This window comes from Duganella margarita, assembly GCF_009857535.1.
Lineage (GTDB): Bacteria > Pseudomonadota > Gammaproteobacteria > Burkholderiales > Burkholderiaceae_D > Rugamonas > Rugamonas margarita.
Window position 1 is genome coordinate 194715 of the sequence record NZ_WWCS01000009.1, and the last position, 17139, is coordinate 211853.

The following is a 17139-nucleotide window of genomic DNA, read 5'->3' on the forward strand; positions in this document are numbered from 1 at the left end:
TACAAATTGGAAAAAAAATGGACCGGATTCTTACCCTCCTTTGCGCAACGCTGCTGCACCTGACGGCCAACGCCGCCGACGTGGTGCCGGCTCATCTGACCGGCGAATGGGGCACGGGCGCCTCGCTCTACGACGGCAAGCAGGAGCAAGCCGATGTGTATTTGCTGCCGGACGGGTTGGGCATGATGGCCGGTTCGAGCGCGCCGGCACAGCGCGCCGATGGTGTCGATGACGGCAAACCGGGGCCGCGCGCGCTGGTCGGATTTCCGGTCCACGCCAAAATGGACGGCGACACACTGGTGCTGCATCCCTTCCTTCCGGCAGGCGTGCCGGGCATGAAAGCAGAATTCGACATCAACTGCCGCTACGCACAGGCCGACCAGGCGCTGACCTGCACCTGGCCAGACAACAAATCCATTCTGTTGAAACGGCGCGGCGACACCGTGCCGGCGGAGGTCATGCGCATGCTCGACCAGGTCGAGCTTAAAAACAAGCGCTAGGCGCGCCATCGGCCTGTCACATTCGCCCGCTATGATCGATGCTTCAGTCATTTTCATCCTGCCAGCATGTCGATCAACCGCCGTCAATTTCTCCGCTACGCCGCTGGTGCGGGCGGTGCCGCTACCCTGTTCCCTGACCTGATCCGCGACGCGCTGGCGGTGCACGCCAACAATGTCACCGGCACGCTGGCCGACATTGAACACGTGGTGATCTTCATGCAGGAAAACCGCTCCTTCGACCATTACTTCGGCACGCTGTCGGGCGTGCGCGGCTTTGACGATCCGCGCGCCATCAAGCTGCCGGATGGCCGTCCGGTCTGGTATCAGCCAGATGCTGCCGGCGGCCATGTGCTGCCGTTCCACTTCGACGCCAAAAACACCAGCGCGCTGTCGCTCGGCACCGACCATACCTGGAAAGGCGCGCAAGCCACCTGGCAAGGCTGGGATGCATGGGTCAAGCGCAAAACACCGCAGTCGATGGGCTATTTCGACCGTGGCGACCTGCCCTTTTACTACGCGCTGGCTGACGCCTTCACCATCTGCGACGCCTACCATTGCTCGATCTTCGGCGCCACCGATCCGAACCGCATGTACGCGCTGACCGGCACCAGCCAGGGCTGGATCGGCACCATGGGCAAGCTGTACAACGTCAATGCGGCCGGCTATTTCAACGGTGATCCGGCGCTGGACAACATCACGCCCGAGGTCATCAGCGGCGCCCCCAACTGGCGCACCTATGCCGAGGTGCTGGAAGCCAATCAGGTGAGCTGGAAGGTCTACCAGGAATGGGATAACTACGGCGACAACTACCTGGCCTATTTCCGCAATTTTCGCGCCAACGCCGACGGCAGCCGTCTCGCCGAAGAGTCGCCGCTGTTCCAGAAAGGCCGCGCGCTGGCGCCCGGCTCCACCGCCGCCAACGCCGCCGGCACCACCGCCGACTGGCTGGTGAACGCCTTCGCCGACGACGTCCGCCACCATCGCCTGCCGCAAGTGTCGTGGATCTGCTCGCCCAACGATTACACCGAGCACTCGCCCAACTCGCCCAACGCCGGCGAACAGATCACCGCGCGCCTGCTGGCGGCGCTGGTGGCCAATCCGGAGGTCTGGTCCAAGACCGTGTTTTTGCTGATGTACGACGAGAACGACGGCTTCTTCGACCACGTGCCGTCCGACCTGGCGCCGCTGAATCCGTCCATGGGCAAAACCACGCTGGCCGAGATCGGCGTCCACGAAACTTATCAGGGCGAGCCGGTTGGCCTGGGGCCGCGCGTGCCGATGCTGGTGATTTCGCCATGGAGCCGGGGCGGCCGCGTGTGCTCGCAGCTGTTCGATCACACCTCGCAGTTGCGCTTCCTGGAAGAGTGGCTGGTGACCAAAGGCAAGCAGCGTTCCGCCGTGCAGTGCGACCAGATTTCGCCGTGGCGGCGCGCCGTGTGCGGCGACCTGACCTCGGCCTTCGATTTCAGCACGCCCAACCGCGAGTGGCCGGCCAGCGTGCCGCCGACTGCGGCCTATGCGCGTGTCTCCGGCAAGCCCTACCCGCAACCGCCCGTCAATCAGACCTTGCCGAAGCAGGAGCCGCAGCCGGCCAGCGGTCCGCGTCCCGCCTGCGCGCTGCCGTACGAGTTGGCGGTGCACGGCCAGTCGGCCGGTCCGCAGCAGTTTGCGTTGAGTTTCGCCAACGATGGCGCCGTCGGCGCCGCCTTCATCGTCTACTCCAGCCTGCATGCAGACGGTCCGTGGTACTACACGGTAGAAGCGGGCAAGAAGCTTGTTAGTGACCCATGGCGTTTCGACGGCGCTTACGAGCTGAGCGTGCACGGCGCCAACGGCTTCCTGCGCCAATTCCAGGGTACGGCCAGCGCCGGCCCGGAACTGCAAGCCCGCCACAGCCGCGCCGACGGTAGCATCAGCCTGCGGCTCTCCAACCAGCACGGCCAGCAAGCTTGCCACTTCACCATCACCGACAATGCCTACGGCGCCGCGCCGGTCAAACACACCGTGGCTGCAGGCCTGACCGGCGCCGTGACCTGCAAGCTGGCCGCCAGCCACGGCTGGTACGACCTCACCGTCACCAGCAGCACCGATCCGCGCTGGCAACGCCGCCTCGCCGGCCACGTCGAAACCGGCCACGCCAGCCGCACCGATCCCATCATCGGCTCTCCTCGATAGCAAGTACAGATCTATATAATTGCTCCGGCCAAAAGACTTTTCAGAGCATTACAATATTCGAGGCTCTGGGACGCCTTCCAGTCTATGACCGCACCACCAACAATAACCGAGCAAGATCAAGCCATCACCGCGACCGTGTTGCGCGAGCGGTCGCGCTTGTGGCATTTCATCCGCCGCCGCGTGGCCGACCAGACGGATGCCGACGATATCCTGCAAGACGTGTTCTACGAGTTCACCCAGGCTTACCACCTGCCGGAACCGATCGAACAGGTCAGCGCCTGGCTGTTCCGGGTGGCGCGCAACCGTATCATCGACCGCTTCCGCAAGAAGAAGGAAGTGGCCCTGGAGGACCTGGGCAGCGGCGACGAGGATGAGGACTGCCGCCTCGACCTGATGCTGCCGTCCCCCGACGGCGGCCCGGAAGCGGCCTACACCCGCGCCATGCTGCTGGAAGAACTGCAGCGCGCGCTGGAAGCCCTGCCCGCCAGCCAGCGCGAAGTCTTCATCGCCCACGAGCTGGACGGCATCAGTTTCAAGGAGATGGCGGCAGAGACCGGCGTCTCGATCAACACCTTATTGGCCCGCAAGCGCTACGCCGTGCAGTATCTGCGCCAGCGCCTGCAAGCCCTGTACGACGAATGAAAGGAGTACCAACCAAATGCGTCACGAAAATATGAGCTACAAGAAATTCAAACTGATCAAAGGCCTGTGGATACTGGCCGGCGCCGCGGCGCTGGGCGCCATCGTCATGTGGCTGTGGAATTGCCTGATCCCGGCCATCTTCCCCGGCGCCAATGCCGTCAACTATTGGCAGGCCCTGGGATTGCTGCTACTCTGCCGCATCCTGTTTGGCGGCTTCCGCGGCCACCACCGCGACTGGCATGAAAAGCGCGAGCACTGGCAGCGCTGGCAGGCCATGACGCCGGAAGAACGCAACCAGTTCTTCCAGCAGCGCGACCAGTTCTTCAAGCACCGCGCGCCGTTTTGCCGCCCATCCGAAAAGAAAGATAACGAATGAAGAAAACGCCTGCGCCGCCGTTCAGCGGCTACCAGAAAATCGTCGTGGCCATGCTGGCCTTCCTGCAATTCGCGGTGATCCTCGACTTCATGATCATGTCGCCGCTGGGTGCGCTGATCATGCCGGACCTGCACATCGGGCCGGCGCAATTCGGCCTGGTGGTATCGGCCTATGCCTTCAGCGCCGGCCTGTCCGGCCTGCTGACGGCCGGTTTCGCCGACCGCTACGACCGCAAGAAACTGCTGCTGTTCTTCTACACCGGTTTCATCATCGGCACCGTCTGGTGCGGCCTGGCGCCGACCTTCGAAAGCCTGCTGGCGGCACGCATCTTCACCGGCCTGTTCGGCGGCGTGATCGGCTCCATCGTACTGGCCATCTCGACCGACCTGTTCCCGCCGCAAATGCGCGGCCGCGTCATGGGCCTGATCCAGACCGCATTTGCCGCCAGCCAGGTGCTGGGCATCCCGGTCGGCATCTACCTGTCCAACCAGTGGAACTGGCATGTGCCGTTTATCGCCATGGCCGCGTTCGGCGTGGCCGGCGGTCTGGTGGTCGCGTGGAAAATGCAGCCGGTCAACGCCCACCTCGGCAAGCCGCAGGAACAAAGCGCCTTCATGCACCTGTACCACACGCTGACGGAAAAGCGCTACCTGCTGGCATTCGCCATCACCGCCCTGCTGACCACCGGCGGCTTCATGCTGATGCCGTTCAGCAGCGCCTACATCGTCAACAACATGGGCATCGACCTGCACCACCTGCCGACCGTATACCTGATCACCGGCGTGTGCACCATTTTCATCGGCCCGATGATCGGCCGCGCCGCAGACGCCTTCGGCAAGTTCCGCGTGTTCTTGTTCGGCACCGCGCTGTCGATCGCCATGGTGCTGGTCTATACCCACCTCGGCCGGGTGCCGCTGTGGATGCTGGTGGTGGTGAACACGATGATGTTCGTCGGTATCTTCTCGCGCATGATCCCGTTCCAGGCGCTGTCGTCGACGGTGCCAGTGCAGACCCAGCGCGGCTCGTACAACGCCATCAGCGCCTCGATCCAGCAACTGGCCGGCGGCCTGGCGTCGGTGGTCTCTGGCCACATCGTCACCCAGGCGGCGGATGGCCGCCTGCAGCACTTCGACACGGTCGGCTACGTGGTGGTGGGAACGTCGTTGGTCGCCGGCGCACTGCTGTGGCGACTGAATCGCAACCTGACGGCGCCGGCCGCAGTGGTCGCCCCGGCCGCTATTTGAGCGGCGGCACGCCGTATTTGTCGGCGATATGCCGCATGGCGTCGCTGTTGTGCAGCTGCGCAAACGCTTGCCGCAAGCGCTGCAGCGTGGCGGCCGGCGTGCCCAGGCTGGCCGCCACGTAGTAGCCGCTGATCTCGGGCATCTGCATGCTGCGTTCCAGCAGCGCGCAAGACACCTTGGCGCGCTGGCACACTCCTTCGATCGACAACTCCGTCGCCACCATCAGGTCGACTCGTCCAACGATCAGCTTTTGCAGGCTGAAGACATCCTTGGCCGACAGGTCGGCCGTCAACCCCAGCTGGTGTAGCTGCTCCTCGACCACATCGCCCCGATTGGCGGCGATACGGTAGGGCTTGAGGTCGGCCAGCGCATGAATCTGAATGTCCTGGCGCGCTACCAGCTTGTACAGGTAGACATTGCGCGGCGCGATCGGCGCGATCCAGTGGAACTGGTTTTCCCGTTGGGGCGTGCGGACAATGCTGTAGATCAGCACGTTGGGGCGCGTCGCGGCCATCTGCAGCGCGCGCGCCCATGGGTAAATCTGGATGCTGTAGGCCATGCCAGCCCGCTCCAGCACGGCACGCACCACCTCGGTCGAATAGCCGCTGACCTCGCCACGCTCGACATAGCTATAGGGAGCAAACTCTTCCGTCACCACCGTCAACGGCGTTGCGGCCAGGGCGCCCGGCACTGCGCCGCAGACGATCGCCGCCGCCAGCTTACGTAACCATTTGTCCAGAATGTTAATAAAAACCATTTTTATTTCCACATGGAATCATTTTCTATTATAATATTTTCAGTAGGCAAGATCCGAACCACCCACCAACCTTATCAGATTCAAAAGGGAGAAAGTGCATGAATTCCAGAAATATGGATGCCGCTTGTCTGCGCGCCCTGCGCCGCCGCGGCCACTCCGACGCCAGTATCGCTGCGATGACGCCGGAGGAAGCGTTTTGTGAGTACTGTGCGTATCACGGGATCATGAACCTGGTGCCGGCCACGCTGCAAATGCTGGACAAGCTGCGCGGCAACCCGGCGACGCATTAAACCGCCACCATTTGGCCGCATTGGCGTCAAGGGCTGAGTCCTGTGTCACACAGGCTCAGCCCTTTGTTGTTACGGCGACGCACCCGATAAGCCAGTCTTATCGGGTAGATAATTATTTCTAATTGGAACGAGCGATCTATTCTGCGTAGAATCCGCGCGATCCAACTGAATAAGCATCGCATGCGCAATGGCAAGGTCTTCATGACGCCGGACAAGCTCTCGGAGCTACTGTTCAGCGAGCGGCAACGCGAACGCAATCGCATCGCCCGCATCCTGCATGACGACTTCCTCCAGCAGTGCCAAATGATCGTGCTGGCCTTGCAAAGCCCTGTCGCCGATCTGCAGGCGATCGCTGAAAAAACCGGCGAAGCCATGAGCCTCGGCAGGGACCTGATTGTCGAACTGCGCCAGCCCAATACCTCGGCATCGCTGAAACGGCGGATCGATGCCTTGGCGCTCGCGGTCTGCGCCCCGGCCGGCATCCGCTTCCAGTCACGTCTGTCGGCAGCGCTGGCGTCCCAGGCCGACGGCTTTGCCGATGAACTGTTCATGTGCCTGGCCGAAGCGATCCGCAACGCCGTGCGGCACGCCGGCGCCGGCCGGATTGCCATTACCGAAGAATGGCAGGCGGCGCAGGCAATTATCCGCGTGACCGACGACGGCTGCGGCATTCCGGCCGACGTGCTGCGCCAGCCGCAGTCCGGCACGCGCTTCGGCCTGCACGGCATGCGCGAACGCGCGGCCAGCCTCGGCGCCCGCTTCAGCATCCGCAGCGACGACGGTTCCGGCACCACGGTGGCGTTTCGCTTCCGGGCGCCGTCGTGGCGCTCACCAGCGGGCTCCACGCCGGATCCATCGCGTAGAATGGGGTCCTCCGCTCAGCGCAAGGGTTCAAAAAAATGAAGGCCTCAGAACTGAGAATGTATCAAAACTTTTTAATCCTGAGCCAGCAACTGCACTTCGGGCGAGCGGCCGAGCTGGCGTCGATTACGCAACCGGCGCTGAGCCAGCAAATTGCGCGGCTGGAGGACAACCTCGGCGTTAAACTGTTCATCCGCGACCAGCGCCAGCTGGCGCTGACGCCGGCCGGCATCGTCTTCCGCGACGGCATCGCCAAAATCATCAGCAATCTCGACCAGCTGGCACAGCGTACCGCCGCGGCCGGCGGCGAAGAGAACATGGCGATTGCCATCGGCATCACCGAATACGCCAGCCTGCCGGTGCTGGCAGGAGCGATGAGCCAGCTTCAGCACGCCTATCCCAGCGCGCGGCTGCAGCGTCAGGAGATCCTCAATCAGCTGCAAGGCACCGCCCTGCTGCGCGCGCAGATTGATGTCGGGGTCGGCGTGGTGCTAGGCGGACCTGACGCCGGCGCGCCGTCCTCGCCCGAGGTCAGCAGCCGCCTGGTGGCGGCATCGCCATGGGCCTTGCTGCTGCCCGAGACGCACCGCTGGGCCGGCATGCAGCAGCTCCCGCTCAGCAGCCTGGCGGAGGAAAACATCATCGTGTTCGCGCGCGAAGTCAATCCGCCGGTGTACGACGGCCTGGTCGAGGCATGCCGGATGGCCGGCGTGACGCCGAATTTCGTGTTCGCGGCCACGCAGTCGCTGTTCGGCATCCAGCTGGCCAAGGATGGCATGGGCCTGATGCTGGGCACTTCGTTTGTGCTGGGCGCGCCGCCGGCCGGCATGCGCGCAGTGCGGCTGGAGGGACTGCCGCCGCTGGCCATGGTGCTGAACTGGCGCAGCGACGAATGCCGGCCGGTGGTCAAGGTCTTCCTGGAACTGCTGCTGGCGTCGGCCAGCCGCTACGACGATCCGCAAGCCACAATGTAAAAAGCCGCCATGGCGAACCAGGCGGCTTTTCTGACAAAGACCGGTGCTTAGCGGTAGAACGCCTCGACCGTGCCTTTCAGCTTGATCAGCATCGGGTTGCCGAAACGGTCCAGCGACTTACCGGCCGGAACCTTGATCCAGCCTTCGCTGATGCAGTATTCATCGACATCCATGCGTTCTTTGCCGTTGAACTTGATGCCAACATCGTGTTCAAACACGGCGGCGACGTGGAATTTGCTGCGCGGATCAATCGACAGACGATCCGGCAGTGGAGGGAGTTGAGTAGTATCGTTCATCCCAATATTATATCAGCTGGTTTTGAAGATCAGCTGCGCCACGCGCTGCAATTTTGGATAAACCATCGGCACCGTCAGCATGGTGCTGCCGATCGCCATCAGCAGCAGCGCGGTGAAGGTCTCGCTGGTGATGATCTGCTTATCCAGCAGAATATTGACGAAGATGATCATGATCAGCGCCTTGGTTTGCAGCAGCCAGCCGATGATCGACGCCTCGCCCGGCCCCCATTTGAGGATCTTGCCGGCCAGGTGAATGCCGGCCAGCTTGCCCGACACCGACGCCACCAGCAGCACCAGCGCCACCAGGAACACTGCCGAACCGCCCATCGCCCAGTTGGTGCGCAGGCCGGTACTGAGGAAGAACACCGGCATCACCGCCATCAGCACGTTGGCGCGCAGGAAGTCCATTTTCTCCTGGTTGAACCACTCGGCATCCATCACCGCGCCGGCCAGGAAGGCGCCGACCATGAAGTGCAAGCCGGCCCAGTCCGCCGCCAGCGCACACACCGCCAGCCAGATAAAGGAAATGTACCAGCGGTCGCGCTCCGGTATGCGCACCATCAGCATGCGGAACAGCTTGGTTGCCAGCGCGAACACCAGCAGGAAGCCGGCCTGGCGGCCGACGCGGTCCCAGTCCAGCAGGATCACCGCCAGCACGCCCCAGATGGCGATATCGTCCAGGCTGGCGTAACGCAGAATGCGCTGGCCGATCGGTTGGCGCAGGATCTCCAGTTTTTCCATCAGCAGGATCAGGATCGGCAATGCGGTCACCGCGCAGGCCATGCCGACGCCCAGCACGAACTGCCAGTCATGCGCCTTCGGTCCCATCCAGCCGGCGTAGCCAACCAGCCCCAGCGCGGCGATGCAGCCGAACAGCAGCGGCGTGCCGAGCGCCAGACCGGCGGTAATGGTGCTCTCGCGCCGGTGCTCCCAGGCTTTTTTCAGATCCAGCTCGATGCCGGCAATCATCACGAAAATCATCACCGCCCACCAGGCGATGCCGTTCAGCGACTGCACCACCTGCGGATTGAACACGAAAGAATAGTACTCAGGAAAGGCGCGTCCCATCACGCCCGGCCCCAGCAGGATGCCGGCAATAATTTGCACCACCACCAGCGGCGCGTAGTAATCCGTGCCGCCCAGGCGCCAGATCAGGTAAGGCACGCTGAAAATAATTGTCATCGCGATCAGGAAGATCTCGGTGGTTCCCATATGCATTGCTGTCCCCAGTTGATGTAATTTTCTTACAGTTTAGCGACTCCCGAATAAAAACTATACAATGATTGCTTACTCAAGTATTATTCAAGCATAACTCAACAAGGAAGCAACTATGGATACGCCAATCAGTCCCAGCCTGGAATTCACTTTGCGCCTGGCCCGCGCTCAGGCCACCCTCGTGCGCCGCCTCGACCAGGTGTTGGGCGGCTACCACGGCATCAGCTTCAGCGACTTCATGCTGCTGCATTACTTGAGCCGCGCACCGGGCGGCCGCCTGCGCCGCGTCGACCTGGCCGAGCGCCAGGGCCTGACCGCGTCCGGCGTCACCCGCACCCTGCTGCCGCTGGAGAAAATCGGCCTGGTGGAACGCCAGCAGGATCCGCGCGACGCCCGCGTGGCCTACGCCGCCATCACCGACACCGGCCGCGAACTGCTGAACAACGCCGTCACCGTTGTCGACCAGATCAGCAAGGACCTGCTGCGCAGCTGCCCGCCGTCGCAGTTTGGTGACCTGAGCAACGCGCTGGCGCTGATCGCCGGCATGAACGCCTCCAACTCATGAACGCGCTCAAGCAAAACGCCAACTTCAAGTGGCTGATGCGCGGCGGCGTGATCTCCGCGCTGGGCGACCAGCTGACCATGATCGCCCTGCCCTGGCTGGTGCTCAAGCTGACCGGCGACACGCTGGCGCTGGGACTGGTGATCGCGCTGATGAGCATTCCGCGCGCGGTCTTCATCCTGGTGGGCGGCGCGCTGGTGGACCGCTACTCGCCCAAGCGCGTGCTGATGCTGACCAAGTACATCAACGCCGTGCTGCTTGCGCTGCTGACGCTACTGGTGATGAACGTCGCCTCGGCGCCGACCGTGGCACTCAGTTCATCGCTGTCGCTGACGGTCGCCATCTCGCCGCATCTGGCGCTGCAGCTGATTTACGCGCTGGCTTTGGGGCTGGGCCTTGCGCAGGCATTCGCCATGCCGTCCGGGATGTCGATTCTGCCGCTGGCCATTCCCGCCGACCATCTGCAAGCCGCCAACGGCATGATGATGGGCATCCGCCAGGTCACCATGCTGATCGGCCCCTTGCTGGCGGCTGGCCTGCTGGCCTTTGCCGGCGATGGCAACGGCGGCGTTAGCAATGCACGCGGCCTGGCGCTGGCCTTCGGTTTCGATTGTCTGAGCTACCTGGTGTCCGCATGGACGCTGGCCAAGGTCACGCTGCTGCCCGCCGCAGTCACCGCCACCACGCCGTCAACCACCGACGCCAAACCGCAGTCGGTCCTGCGCTCGGTCGGCGCCGGCCTGCGCATGGTGTGGGACGATGTGCCGATGCGCCTGTGCTTCATCTACTGGGGCACGGTGTCGCTGTTCATCGGCGGCGCGATGCAGGTGGCGCTCCCGGTGCTGGCCAGCCAGCTGCACGGCGCGTCCACTCTGGGCCTGATCATGGGCGCGCACGGCGCCGGCACGCTGCTCGGTATGGGCGCCTCGGCCAAACTTGGCGCGCGGCTGCGCTTCGCCAGCTTCGGCGCGATGATACTGACAGCGGACGCCATCGCCGGCGTGCTGCTGGCGCCACTGGGCATGGTGCAGGCGGTGTGGCAGGCGGCCCTGCTGATGCTGACCCTCGGCCTGCTGACCGGCTATATGCAGATCAAGGTCTTCACCTGGATCCAGCAACGCGTACCGCCGCAGATGATGGGCCGCGCCATGAGCATTTTCATGTTCATCTTTATGGGACTGGCGCCGGTGTCGGCCGCCGCCACCGGATGGATACTGACCCTGGTCTCGCTGTCGCAATTGTTCCTCGGCGGTGGCATCATACTGGTGACGTTTGCGGCCGGCGCGTACTTGTTCACGCCCATCCGCAGCATCGCATCGACGACACCGTAAAGGACTTTGCATGGAAACCAAATGGCTGGAAGACTTCATCTCGCTGGTCGAGACCAATAACTTCAGCCGCTCGGCGGCGCTGCGCCACGTGACGCAGCCCGCCTTTTCCCGCCGCATCCAGTCGCTGGAAAACTGGCTGGGCACAGACCTGATCGACCGCACTTCGTACCCGACGCGCTTGACGCCGGCCGGCGTGGTGTTCTACGAACAGGCGCTGGAGATGCTATCCAAGATCAACGGCGCGCGCGAACTGCTGCGCTCCAAGCGCGCCGCCGCCCAGACCAGCATCGACCTGGCGGTGCCGCATACATTGTCGCTGACCTTCGTGCCGAAATGGCTGACCGGATTGGAGCAGGACTTCGCGCCGATCCGCAGCCGCCTGATGGCGCTCAACGTCCACGACGCCGTGCTGCAACTGGTCGAAGGCGGCTGCGACCTGCTGCTGTGTTATCACCATCCGCGCCAGCCGGTGCAGCTGGACCCGGGCCGCTACGACATGCTGGTGATGGGCCGCGAATCGCTGCGCGCCTACGCCCGCTGCGATAAAAACAAGGTGCCGGAATTTACCCTGCCCGGCACGAAGCGCGCGCCGCTGCCCTTTCTGTCCTACACCAACAACGCCTACCTGGGCCGCATGGTGGAGCTGATACTCAACGACGCCAGGACGCCGCTGCACCTGGAGCCGCATTACGAAACCGACATGGCCGAAGGCCTGAAGATGATGGCGCTGGAAGGCCGCGGCGTCGCCTTCCTGCCCGAATCCGCCGTCACGCGCGAACTCAAACAAAAGCAGCTGGCGCGCGCCGACGGCGATACCTCGGACTGGGAAATCGAAATGGAAATCCGCCTGTACCGCGAACGCGCATCCGCCCACCGGCGCGGTAAGCCGATCGTTGACCGGCTGTGGGAATTCCTCGAAATGCAGCAGAACGGCGGCCGTAAAAAACGCAGCATCCCATCGTCCGAACGCTAACCGTCACTCCGGCGAAAGCCGCAGTTTATGCTTACTATGCATGGATTCCGGCCTTCGCCGGAATGACGTTTCGCTAACTATGCATCTTTTGCATAGCCAAATGCGCATACAGCATTGGCCGCTCCAAAAGCCCAGGCGTAGGATTCGTGCCACTTGAGCACCGCTACAAGCGGCGCTCAGCAAACGAATTCATTGGGAGCCTTGAGCATGACCTCTGTACCAGCACAACACGCACTGCCTTCGTACCTCAACGCCGAAGATCTCGGTCCATGGGGTGTCTATCTGCAGCAAATCGACCGCGTTACCCCGCACCTCGGTAGCCTGTCGCGCTGGGTCGAAACCCTCAAGCGCCCCAAGCGCATCCTGACTGTCGACGTGCCGATCGAGCGCGACGACGGCAGCATTGCGCACTACGAAGGCTATCGCGTGCAGCACAACATGTCGCGTGGTCCCGGCAAGGGCGGCGTGCGCTTCCACCAGGACGTGACCCTGTCCGAAGTGATGGCCCTGTCGGCGTGGATGACCGTGAAAAACGCGGCCGTCAACGTGCCATACGGCGGCGCCAAAGGCGGCATCCGTGTCGATCCTAAAACCCTGTCGCGTGGTGAACTGCAGCGCCTGACCCGCCGCTACACCAGCGAAATCAGCCTGATCATCGGCCCTAACAAAGACATCCCGGCGCCGGACGTAAACACCAACGAACAGGTGATGGCGTGGATGATGGACTCCTACGCCATGATCGAAGGTAACCTGTCGACCGGCGTCGTGACTGGCAAGCCAATCTCGCTGGGCGGCTCGCTGGGCCGCCGTGAAGCGACCGGCCGCGGCGTGTTCGTGGTGGGCCGTGAAGCCGCCGTCAAACGTGGCGTGGCAATTGCCGGCGCCCGTGTCGCCGTGCAGGGCTTCGGCAACGTCGGCGGCGTGGCAGCAACCATGTTCGCGGAAGCCGGCTCCAAAGTCATCGCCGTGCAGGATCACACCGCGACCGTGGTGCATCAAGGCGGCCTGGATATCGCCCGCCTGCACCACCACGTGGCGGAAACCGGCGGCGTTGCCGGCTTCCCTGGCGCCGAAGCGCAACTAACGCGTGACGCGTTCTGGGATGTGGAATCGGACATCCTGATTCCGGCCGCACTGGAACAGCAGATTACTGCCGCTAACGCGCCGCGTATTCGCACCAAAATCATTCTGGAAGGCGCCAACGGCCCAACCACGCCGGAAGCGGACGACATCCTGACCGACAAGGATGTGCTGATCGTTCCCGACGTGCTGGCCAACGCCGGCGGCGTAACCGTGTCATACTTCGAATGGGTGCAGGATTTCTCCAGCTTCTTCTGGAGCGAAGATGAAATTAATGCACGCCTTACCCGCATCATGCAGGATGCATTCAATGCAGTATGGGCCGTTGCGCAGGACAAGAAAGTCACGCTGCGAACCGCCACCTTCATCCTCGCTTGCACCCGAGTGCTGCAAGCCCGTGAAGTTCGTGGCCTCTACCCATAAACACTGAATCCCCAGCAGTTTGCGCCTGTACCAGCCCTTAGGCTCGTACGGGCGTTTTTCGCTTTACAAGGACTACAAAACAATATGACCACGATAGAACAAAAGGCACTCGCCTATCACCGTGCCGGCAGCGCTGGCAAAATCGCCATCGAAATCACCAAAAGCGTCAGCACCCAGGAAGACCTGGCGCTGGCTTACTCGCCCGGCGTGGCTGCGCCATGCGTCGAGATCAAGCGCGATCCGGGCAAGGCTTACGAATACACCGCCAAGGGCAACCTGGTAGGCGTCATCACCAACGGCAGCGCGGTGCTCGGCCTGGGTAACATCGGTGCCCTGGCCGGCAAGCCGGTGATGGAAGGTAAAGTTGTGCTGTTCAAGAAGTTCGCCGGCATCGATGCCTTCGACATCGAAATCGACGAAAGCGATCCGGATAAGCTGGTCGACATCATCGCCGCCCTGCATCCGACCTTCGGCGGCATCAACCTGGAAGACATCAAGGCGCCTGAGTGCTTCTACATCGAGCGCAAGCTGCGTGAACGCCTGTCGATTCCAGTGTTCCACGATGACCAGCATGGCACCGCCATCGTGGTCGGCGCCGGCATGCTGAACGCGATTGAAATGACCGGCCGCGATATCGCCACCGTGAAGATCGTCTGCTCCGGCGCCGGCGCCGCAGCCGTGGCCTGCCTGGAGCTGCTGGTGGACCTCGGCGCGCAGCGCAAGAACATCTTCGTCTGCGACAGCAAAGGCGTGCTGACTACCGCGCGTAACCTGGACGGCGAAAAAGCCGCCTGGGCGCAAGACACAACCGCCACCACGCTGTCGGACGTGATGCACGATGCCGACGTGTTCCTCGGCGTGTCCGGTCCTGGCGTGCTGTCGCAAGCCGACATCCAGAACATGAAGGCGCATCCTATCGTCTTCACGCTGGCCAATCCTGAACCGGAACTGCGTCCGGAACTGGTGCGCGAAGTGGCGCCGGATGCGATCATCGCCACCGGCCGTTCGGACTATCCGAACCAGATCAACAACGCGCTGTGCTTCCCTTACCTGTTCCGCGCCGCGCTGGATTCGGGCGCCACCACCATCAACCAGGAAATGAAGCGCGCCTGCGTGGTGGCTTTGGCGGACATGGCACGCAGCGATGCGCGCTTCAGCAAGGACTACATCGTCCCAGGCCTGCTGGACCCGCGCCTGCTGATCGGCGTCACGCCGAAGATCGCCACCGCTGCATGGCGCAGCGGCGTCGCCCGCAAGCAGCTGGTTGAGCTGGAATATGCGGACGACCTGAAAGACCTGGCGGAATCGCTGCTGTAATCAGTTCTTGGGCGGGCGGATGCCGGTATACTGCGCCGAGACCAGCATCCACTTGCCATCCTTGAGCTGCGCCACATAGCCGGCGCGCATCGCAAAAGTGCGCGCCGTTTCGCCCGAGCCCATGGTGTAGGTCAGCCGCGTATAAACCACGGCGCTGTCGCCGAATACACGCACCAATGGCTCATCGATCTTCAACTGCGGGCTGGGACGCTTCTGCTCCGGCGCATAGAACGACAACATCTTCTCGCGCGGATCGACCTCGCCCACGGGCGAAATCTCAACAAAACTGTCGGCGATGACGGCCTTCAGCGTACCCAGGTCAAAGCTGCCCTGAGCCTCGGCGTAACGCTTGACCAGCGCCGTCAACTCTTCATCCACCGGCGCAGCCATCGCTGCTGTCGTGCCAGCAGCCATCACAAACAAACACTTCAAAACGAATCGCGACATCATGAGGTAGTCCCTTTCTCAACGTTGAAATAATCACTGCGACGGCTGCAGCGCAATCACTGCCATGCCCACCAAAGCCAGTGCGGCACCGGCAATGTCAAAACGCGTCAGCGCCACGCCATCCACACAGCGAAGCCACAGCAGCGCGACACAAATGTAAGCGCCGCCGTACGCAGCATAGGTGCGGCCAGCGGCCGTTGGATGAAGCGTCAACAGCCAGGCAAACAGCGCCAGCGACAACGCTGCCGGCAGCAGCAGCCAAGCCGGCTTATCCTGCTTTAGCACCAGCCAGGGCAAATAGCAGCCGACAATCTCGGCCAGCGCGGTGACGAAAAACAGGGACGCAATTTTCAGGAATGCCATCTATCGGACTCCGGATAGTTGGTTGATCAGGCGGACCGCCGCTGCGACGCCGTCCTCCTGCGCCATCGCGCGCGCCACCAGCGGAGCCTTGACCTGCATTGCCGGACTGACTGCGCGGAGGCGCGACGCCAGCCGTTTTGCGGTCACGCTGCGGCGATGCAGAGGCTTGCCGGCGATGCCGACACGGCGCAGCTCCTTGCCCCAATGTTCCTGCTCGCTGATGTGCGCAACGACGACGGACGGTTTGCCCGCCCGCGTGACGGATTGCGTGGTGCCGGCGCCGCCGTGATGTACCACCGCAGCGCAGCGAGGGAAGATCAGATGATGCGGCGAGGCCGAGACGTACAACACCCGCTCGTCGGACTGGAAACCGCAAGCCGCAGCGTCATCGGTCTGGATGATGGCGCGGCAGCCGGCCTGCGTGGCCGCATCGGTGAACAGCTTCAGGTGGTCGGTCTGGTTGGGAATGTCGCGCGGCGTCCAGCTGCCGAAGGTCATGTAGACAGGCGCTTCGCCGGCCGCGAGGAAGGCTTCGACCGCATCGGTCAGGCGGCCTTCGATCTGCATATTCGGCATATCGAGGAAGCCGCATAGCTGGATCGACGACGGCCAGTCCGGCTGCCGCTCGCACAGCTGCGGACTGACCGCCACCAGCGTCAGAAGGTCGGACAGCCACACTTGATTGACGAAGTCCTTCGTCAACGGCATGTTCAACCGCGCCCGCAGACGGTTGGGATAGCGCCCCGCCGTCTTCTGCAAGGCCCAGCGACTCAGCCACCACAGGAAGCTTTGCCCGAACGGCAGCCCGATAGGATGGCTGTGCGCACTGGGAATCGCCACATGCGACAGCAGAACGCTGACATACGGCTTGCCGGCCTGCTCGGCGGCGATCTGCAAGGGATACATGAAGTAGTGACCAACCAGCAGGTCCGATTCCGCCGCCAGCTCCAGCGCCGCGGCCAGCATGGCCTCCTCCGCCGGCAGGAACGCGGCCTCCATCAGCATCGTCATCTGCTTTAGCGGATTGCGCATGCCGATGGCCGCCTCGCCGATGCGCGCCGCCTCAGACAGCGGAATCACCGGCGAAGCAATCACCCGCAACTTGACGCCGGACGGCGACGCCATACCGGCATACGCGCCGCTGTCAACGCAGGTGATCAGCAGCGTCACGTCATGGCCGGCCTGCTGCAAGCCTTCCGCCAGCGCCACGAACGGCCGGATATCACCGTGACTTCCCCACGTTTGCAAACCTATCTTCATCCGCACTCCATAATTATTTATCAATTATGGAATGCGCAACTCCGACATGCAAG

General features: G+C 63.0%; 19 protein-coding genes. 13 read left to right on the top strand and 6 right to left on the bottom strand.

The window, feature by feature from the left end; genetic code table 11:
- Nucleotides 1-17 precede the first annotated feature (17 nt).
- The 5 genes from GTP55_RS15940 (at nucleotide 18) to GTP55_RS15960 (ending at nucleotide 4937) form a co-directional block, all read left to right on the top strand.
- Nucleotides 18-500 carry a hypothetical protein gene (locus GTP55_RS15940; protein ID WP_161045848.1) on the top strand — a complete coding sequence of 161 codons (483 nt, stop codon included), beginning with the start codon at nucleotides 18-20 and terminating at the stop codon, nucleotides 498-500.
- 66 nt (nucleotides 501-566) lie between these two features.
- Complete coding sequence (locus GTP55_RS15945) at nucleotides 567-2675, top strand: phosphocholine-specific phospholipase C (protein ID WP_161045849.1); 2109 nt, start codon at nucleotides 567-569, stop codon at nucleotides 2673-2675.
- Between the two features lie 84 nt (nucleotides 2676-2759).
- A complete protein-coding gene (locus GTP55_RS15950) occupies nucleotides 2760-3317 on the top strand; it encodes an RNA polymerase sigma factor (protein WP_161045850.1) in 558 nt (185 codons plus the stop codon).
- 16 nt (nucleotides 3318-3333) lie between these two features.
- On the top strand, nucleotides 3334-3693 hold the full coding sequence (locus GTP55_RS15955; protein WP_371868362.1) for a hypothetical protein: 360 nt from the start codon (nucleotides 3334-3336) through the stop codon (nucleotides 3691-3693).
- Nucleotides 3690-4937: an MFS transporter gene (locus GTP55_RS15960; RefSeq protein WP_161045851.1), complete on the top strand. Its 1248-nt coding sequence runs from the start codon at nucleotides 3690-3692 to the stop codon at nucleotides 4935-4937. The genes GTP55_RS15955 and GTP55_RS15960 overlap by 4 nt, the downstream gene beginning before the upstream one ends.
- Here GTP55_RS15960 and GTP55_RS15965 read toward each other — a convergent pair.
- Nucleotides 4930-5694, bottom strand: a complete 765-nt coding sequence (locus GTP55_RS15965) for a substrate-binding periplasmic protein (RefSeq protein ID WP_161045852.1) — start codon at nucleotides 5692-5694, stop codon at nucleotides 4930-4932. The genes GTP55_RS15960 and GTP55_RS15965 overlap by 8 nt on opposite strands.
- 98 nt (nucleotides 5695-5792) lie before the next feature.
- On the opposite strand from GTP55_RS15965, the gene GTP55_RS29605 reads away from it, so the two are divergent.
- The 3 genes from GTP55_RS29605 (at nucleotide 5793) to GTP55_RS15975 (ending at nucleotide 7819) form a co-directional block, all read left to right on the top strand.
- Complete coding sequence (locus GTP55_RS29605; protein ID WP_169109992.1) at nucleotides 5793-5984, top strand: hypothetical protein; 192 nt, start codon at nucleotides 5793-5795, stop codon at nucleotides 5982-5984.
- A 180-nt stretch (nucleotides 5985-6164) separates the two neighbouring features.
- The gene (locus tag GTP55_RS15970; RefSeq protein ID WP_161045853.1) at nucleotides 6165-6887 is read left to right on the top strand and encodes a sensor histidine kinase; all 723 of its coding nucleotides are present in this window, start codon (nucleotides 6165-6167) and stop codon (nucleotides 6885-6887) included.
- Nucleotides 6888-6904: 17 nt separating this feature from the next.
- Nucleotides 6905-7819: a LysR family transcriptional regulator gene (locus GTP55_RS15975; RefSeq protein WP_161045854.1), complete on the top strand. Its 915-nt coding sequence runs from the start codon at nucleotides 6905-6907 to the stop codon at nucleotides 7817-7819.
- 47 nt (nucleotides 7820-7866) lie between these two features.
- Here the strand turns inward: GTP55_RS15975 and GTP55_RS15980 are convergent, their stop codons facing one another.
- Both GTP55_RS15980 and GTP55_RS15985 read right to left on the bottom strand, forming a co-directional pair.
- A complete protein-coding gene (locus GTP55_RS15980; protein ID WP_110848463.1) occupies nucleotides 7867-8115 on the bottom strand; it encodes a DUF3297 family protein in 249 nt (82 codons plus the stop codon).
- 12 nt (nucleotides 8116-8127) lie between these two features.
- Nucleotides 8128-9333: a cation:proton antiporter gene (locus GTP55_RS15985; protein WP_161045855.1), complete on the bottom strand. Its 1206-nt coding sequence runs from the start codon at nucleotides 9331-9333 to the stop codon at nucleotides 8128-8130.
- Between the two features lie 112 nt (nucleotides 9334-9445).
- Here GTP55_RS15985 and GTP55_RS15990 point away from each other — a divergent pair, with 112 nt between their 5' ends.
- From GTP55_RS15990 to GTP55_RS16010, 5 genes are all read left to right on the top strand, one after another.
- Nucleotides 9446-9895 (top strand): MarR family winged helix-turn-helix transcriptional regulator, encoded by a 450-nt coding sequence (locus GTP55_RS15990; protein ID WP_174864423.1) that lies wholly within the window; start codon nucleotides 9446-9448, stop codon nucleotides 9893-9895.
- Nucleotides 9892-11223: an MFS transporter gene (locus tag GTP55_RS15995; RefSeq protein ID WP_161045856.1), complete on the top strand. Its 1332-nt coding sequence runs from the start codon at nucleotides 9892-9894 to the stop codon at nucleotides 11221-11223. Before GTP55_RS15990 ends, GTP55_RS15995 begins: the two co-directional genes overlap by 4 nt.
- Nucleotides 11224-11233: 10 nt before the next feature.
- A complete protein-coding gene (locus GTP55_RS16000) occupies nucleotides 11234-12196 on the top strand; it encodes a LysR family transcriptional regulator (RefSeq protein WP_161045857.1) in 963 nt (320 codons plus the stop codon).
- A gap of 207 nt (nucleotides 12197-12403) precedes the next feature.
- Nucleotides 12404-13699, top strand: coding sequence for a Glu/Leu/Phe/Val family dehydrogenase (locus tag GTP55_RS16005; RefSeq protein WP_161045858.1), 1296 nt, complete (start codon nucleotides 12404-12406; stop codon nucleotides 13697-13699).
- Nucleotides 13700-13783: 84 nt separating this feature from the next.
- Nucleotides 13784-15016, top strand: a complete 1233-nt coding sequence (locus tag GTP55_RS16010; RefSeq protein ID WP_161045859.1) for a malic enzyme-like NAD(P)-binding protein — start codon at nucleotides 13784-13786, stop codon at nucleotides 15014-15016.
- Here GTP55_RS16010 and GTP55_RS16015 read toward each other — a convergent pair whose 3' ends face one another.
- Genes GTP55_RS16015 through GTP55_RS16025 form a run of 3 tightly spaced genes read right to left on the bottom strand, consistent with a single transcriptional unit; the run spans nucleotide 15017 to nucleotide 17086 of the window.
- Complete coding sequence (locus tag GTP55_RS16015; RefSeq protein ID WP_161045860.1) at nucleotides 15017-15466, bottom strand: nuclear transport factor 2 family protein; 450 nt, start codon at nucleotides 15464-15466, stop codon at nucleotides 15017-15019.
- 30 nt (nucleotides 15467-15496) lie between these two features.
- On the bottom strand, nucleotides 15497-15826 hold the full coding sequence (locus GTP55_RS16020; RefSeq protein ID WP_161045861.1) for a YnfA family protein: 330 nt from the start codon (nucleotides 15824-15826) through the stop codon (nucleotides 15497-15499).
- A complete protein-coding gene (locus GTP55_RS16025; protein WP_161045862.1) occupies nucleotides 15827-17086 on the bottom strand; it encodes a glycosyltransferase in 1260 nt (419 codons plus the stop codon).
- Between the last annotated feature and the right edge of the window lie 53 nt (nucleotides 17087-17139).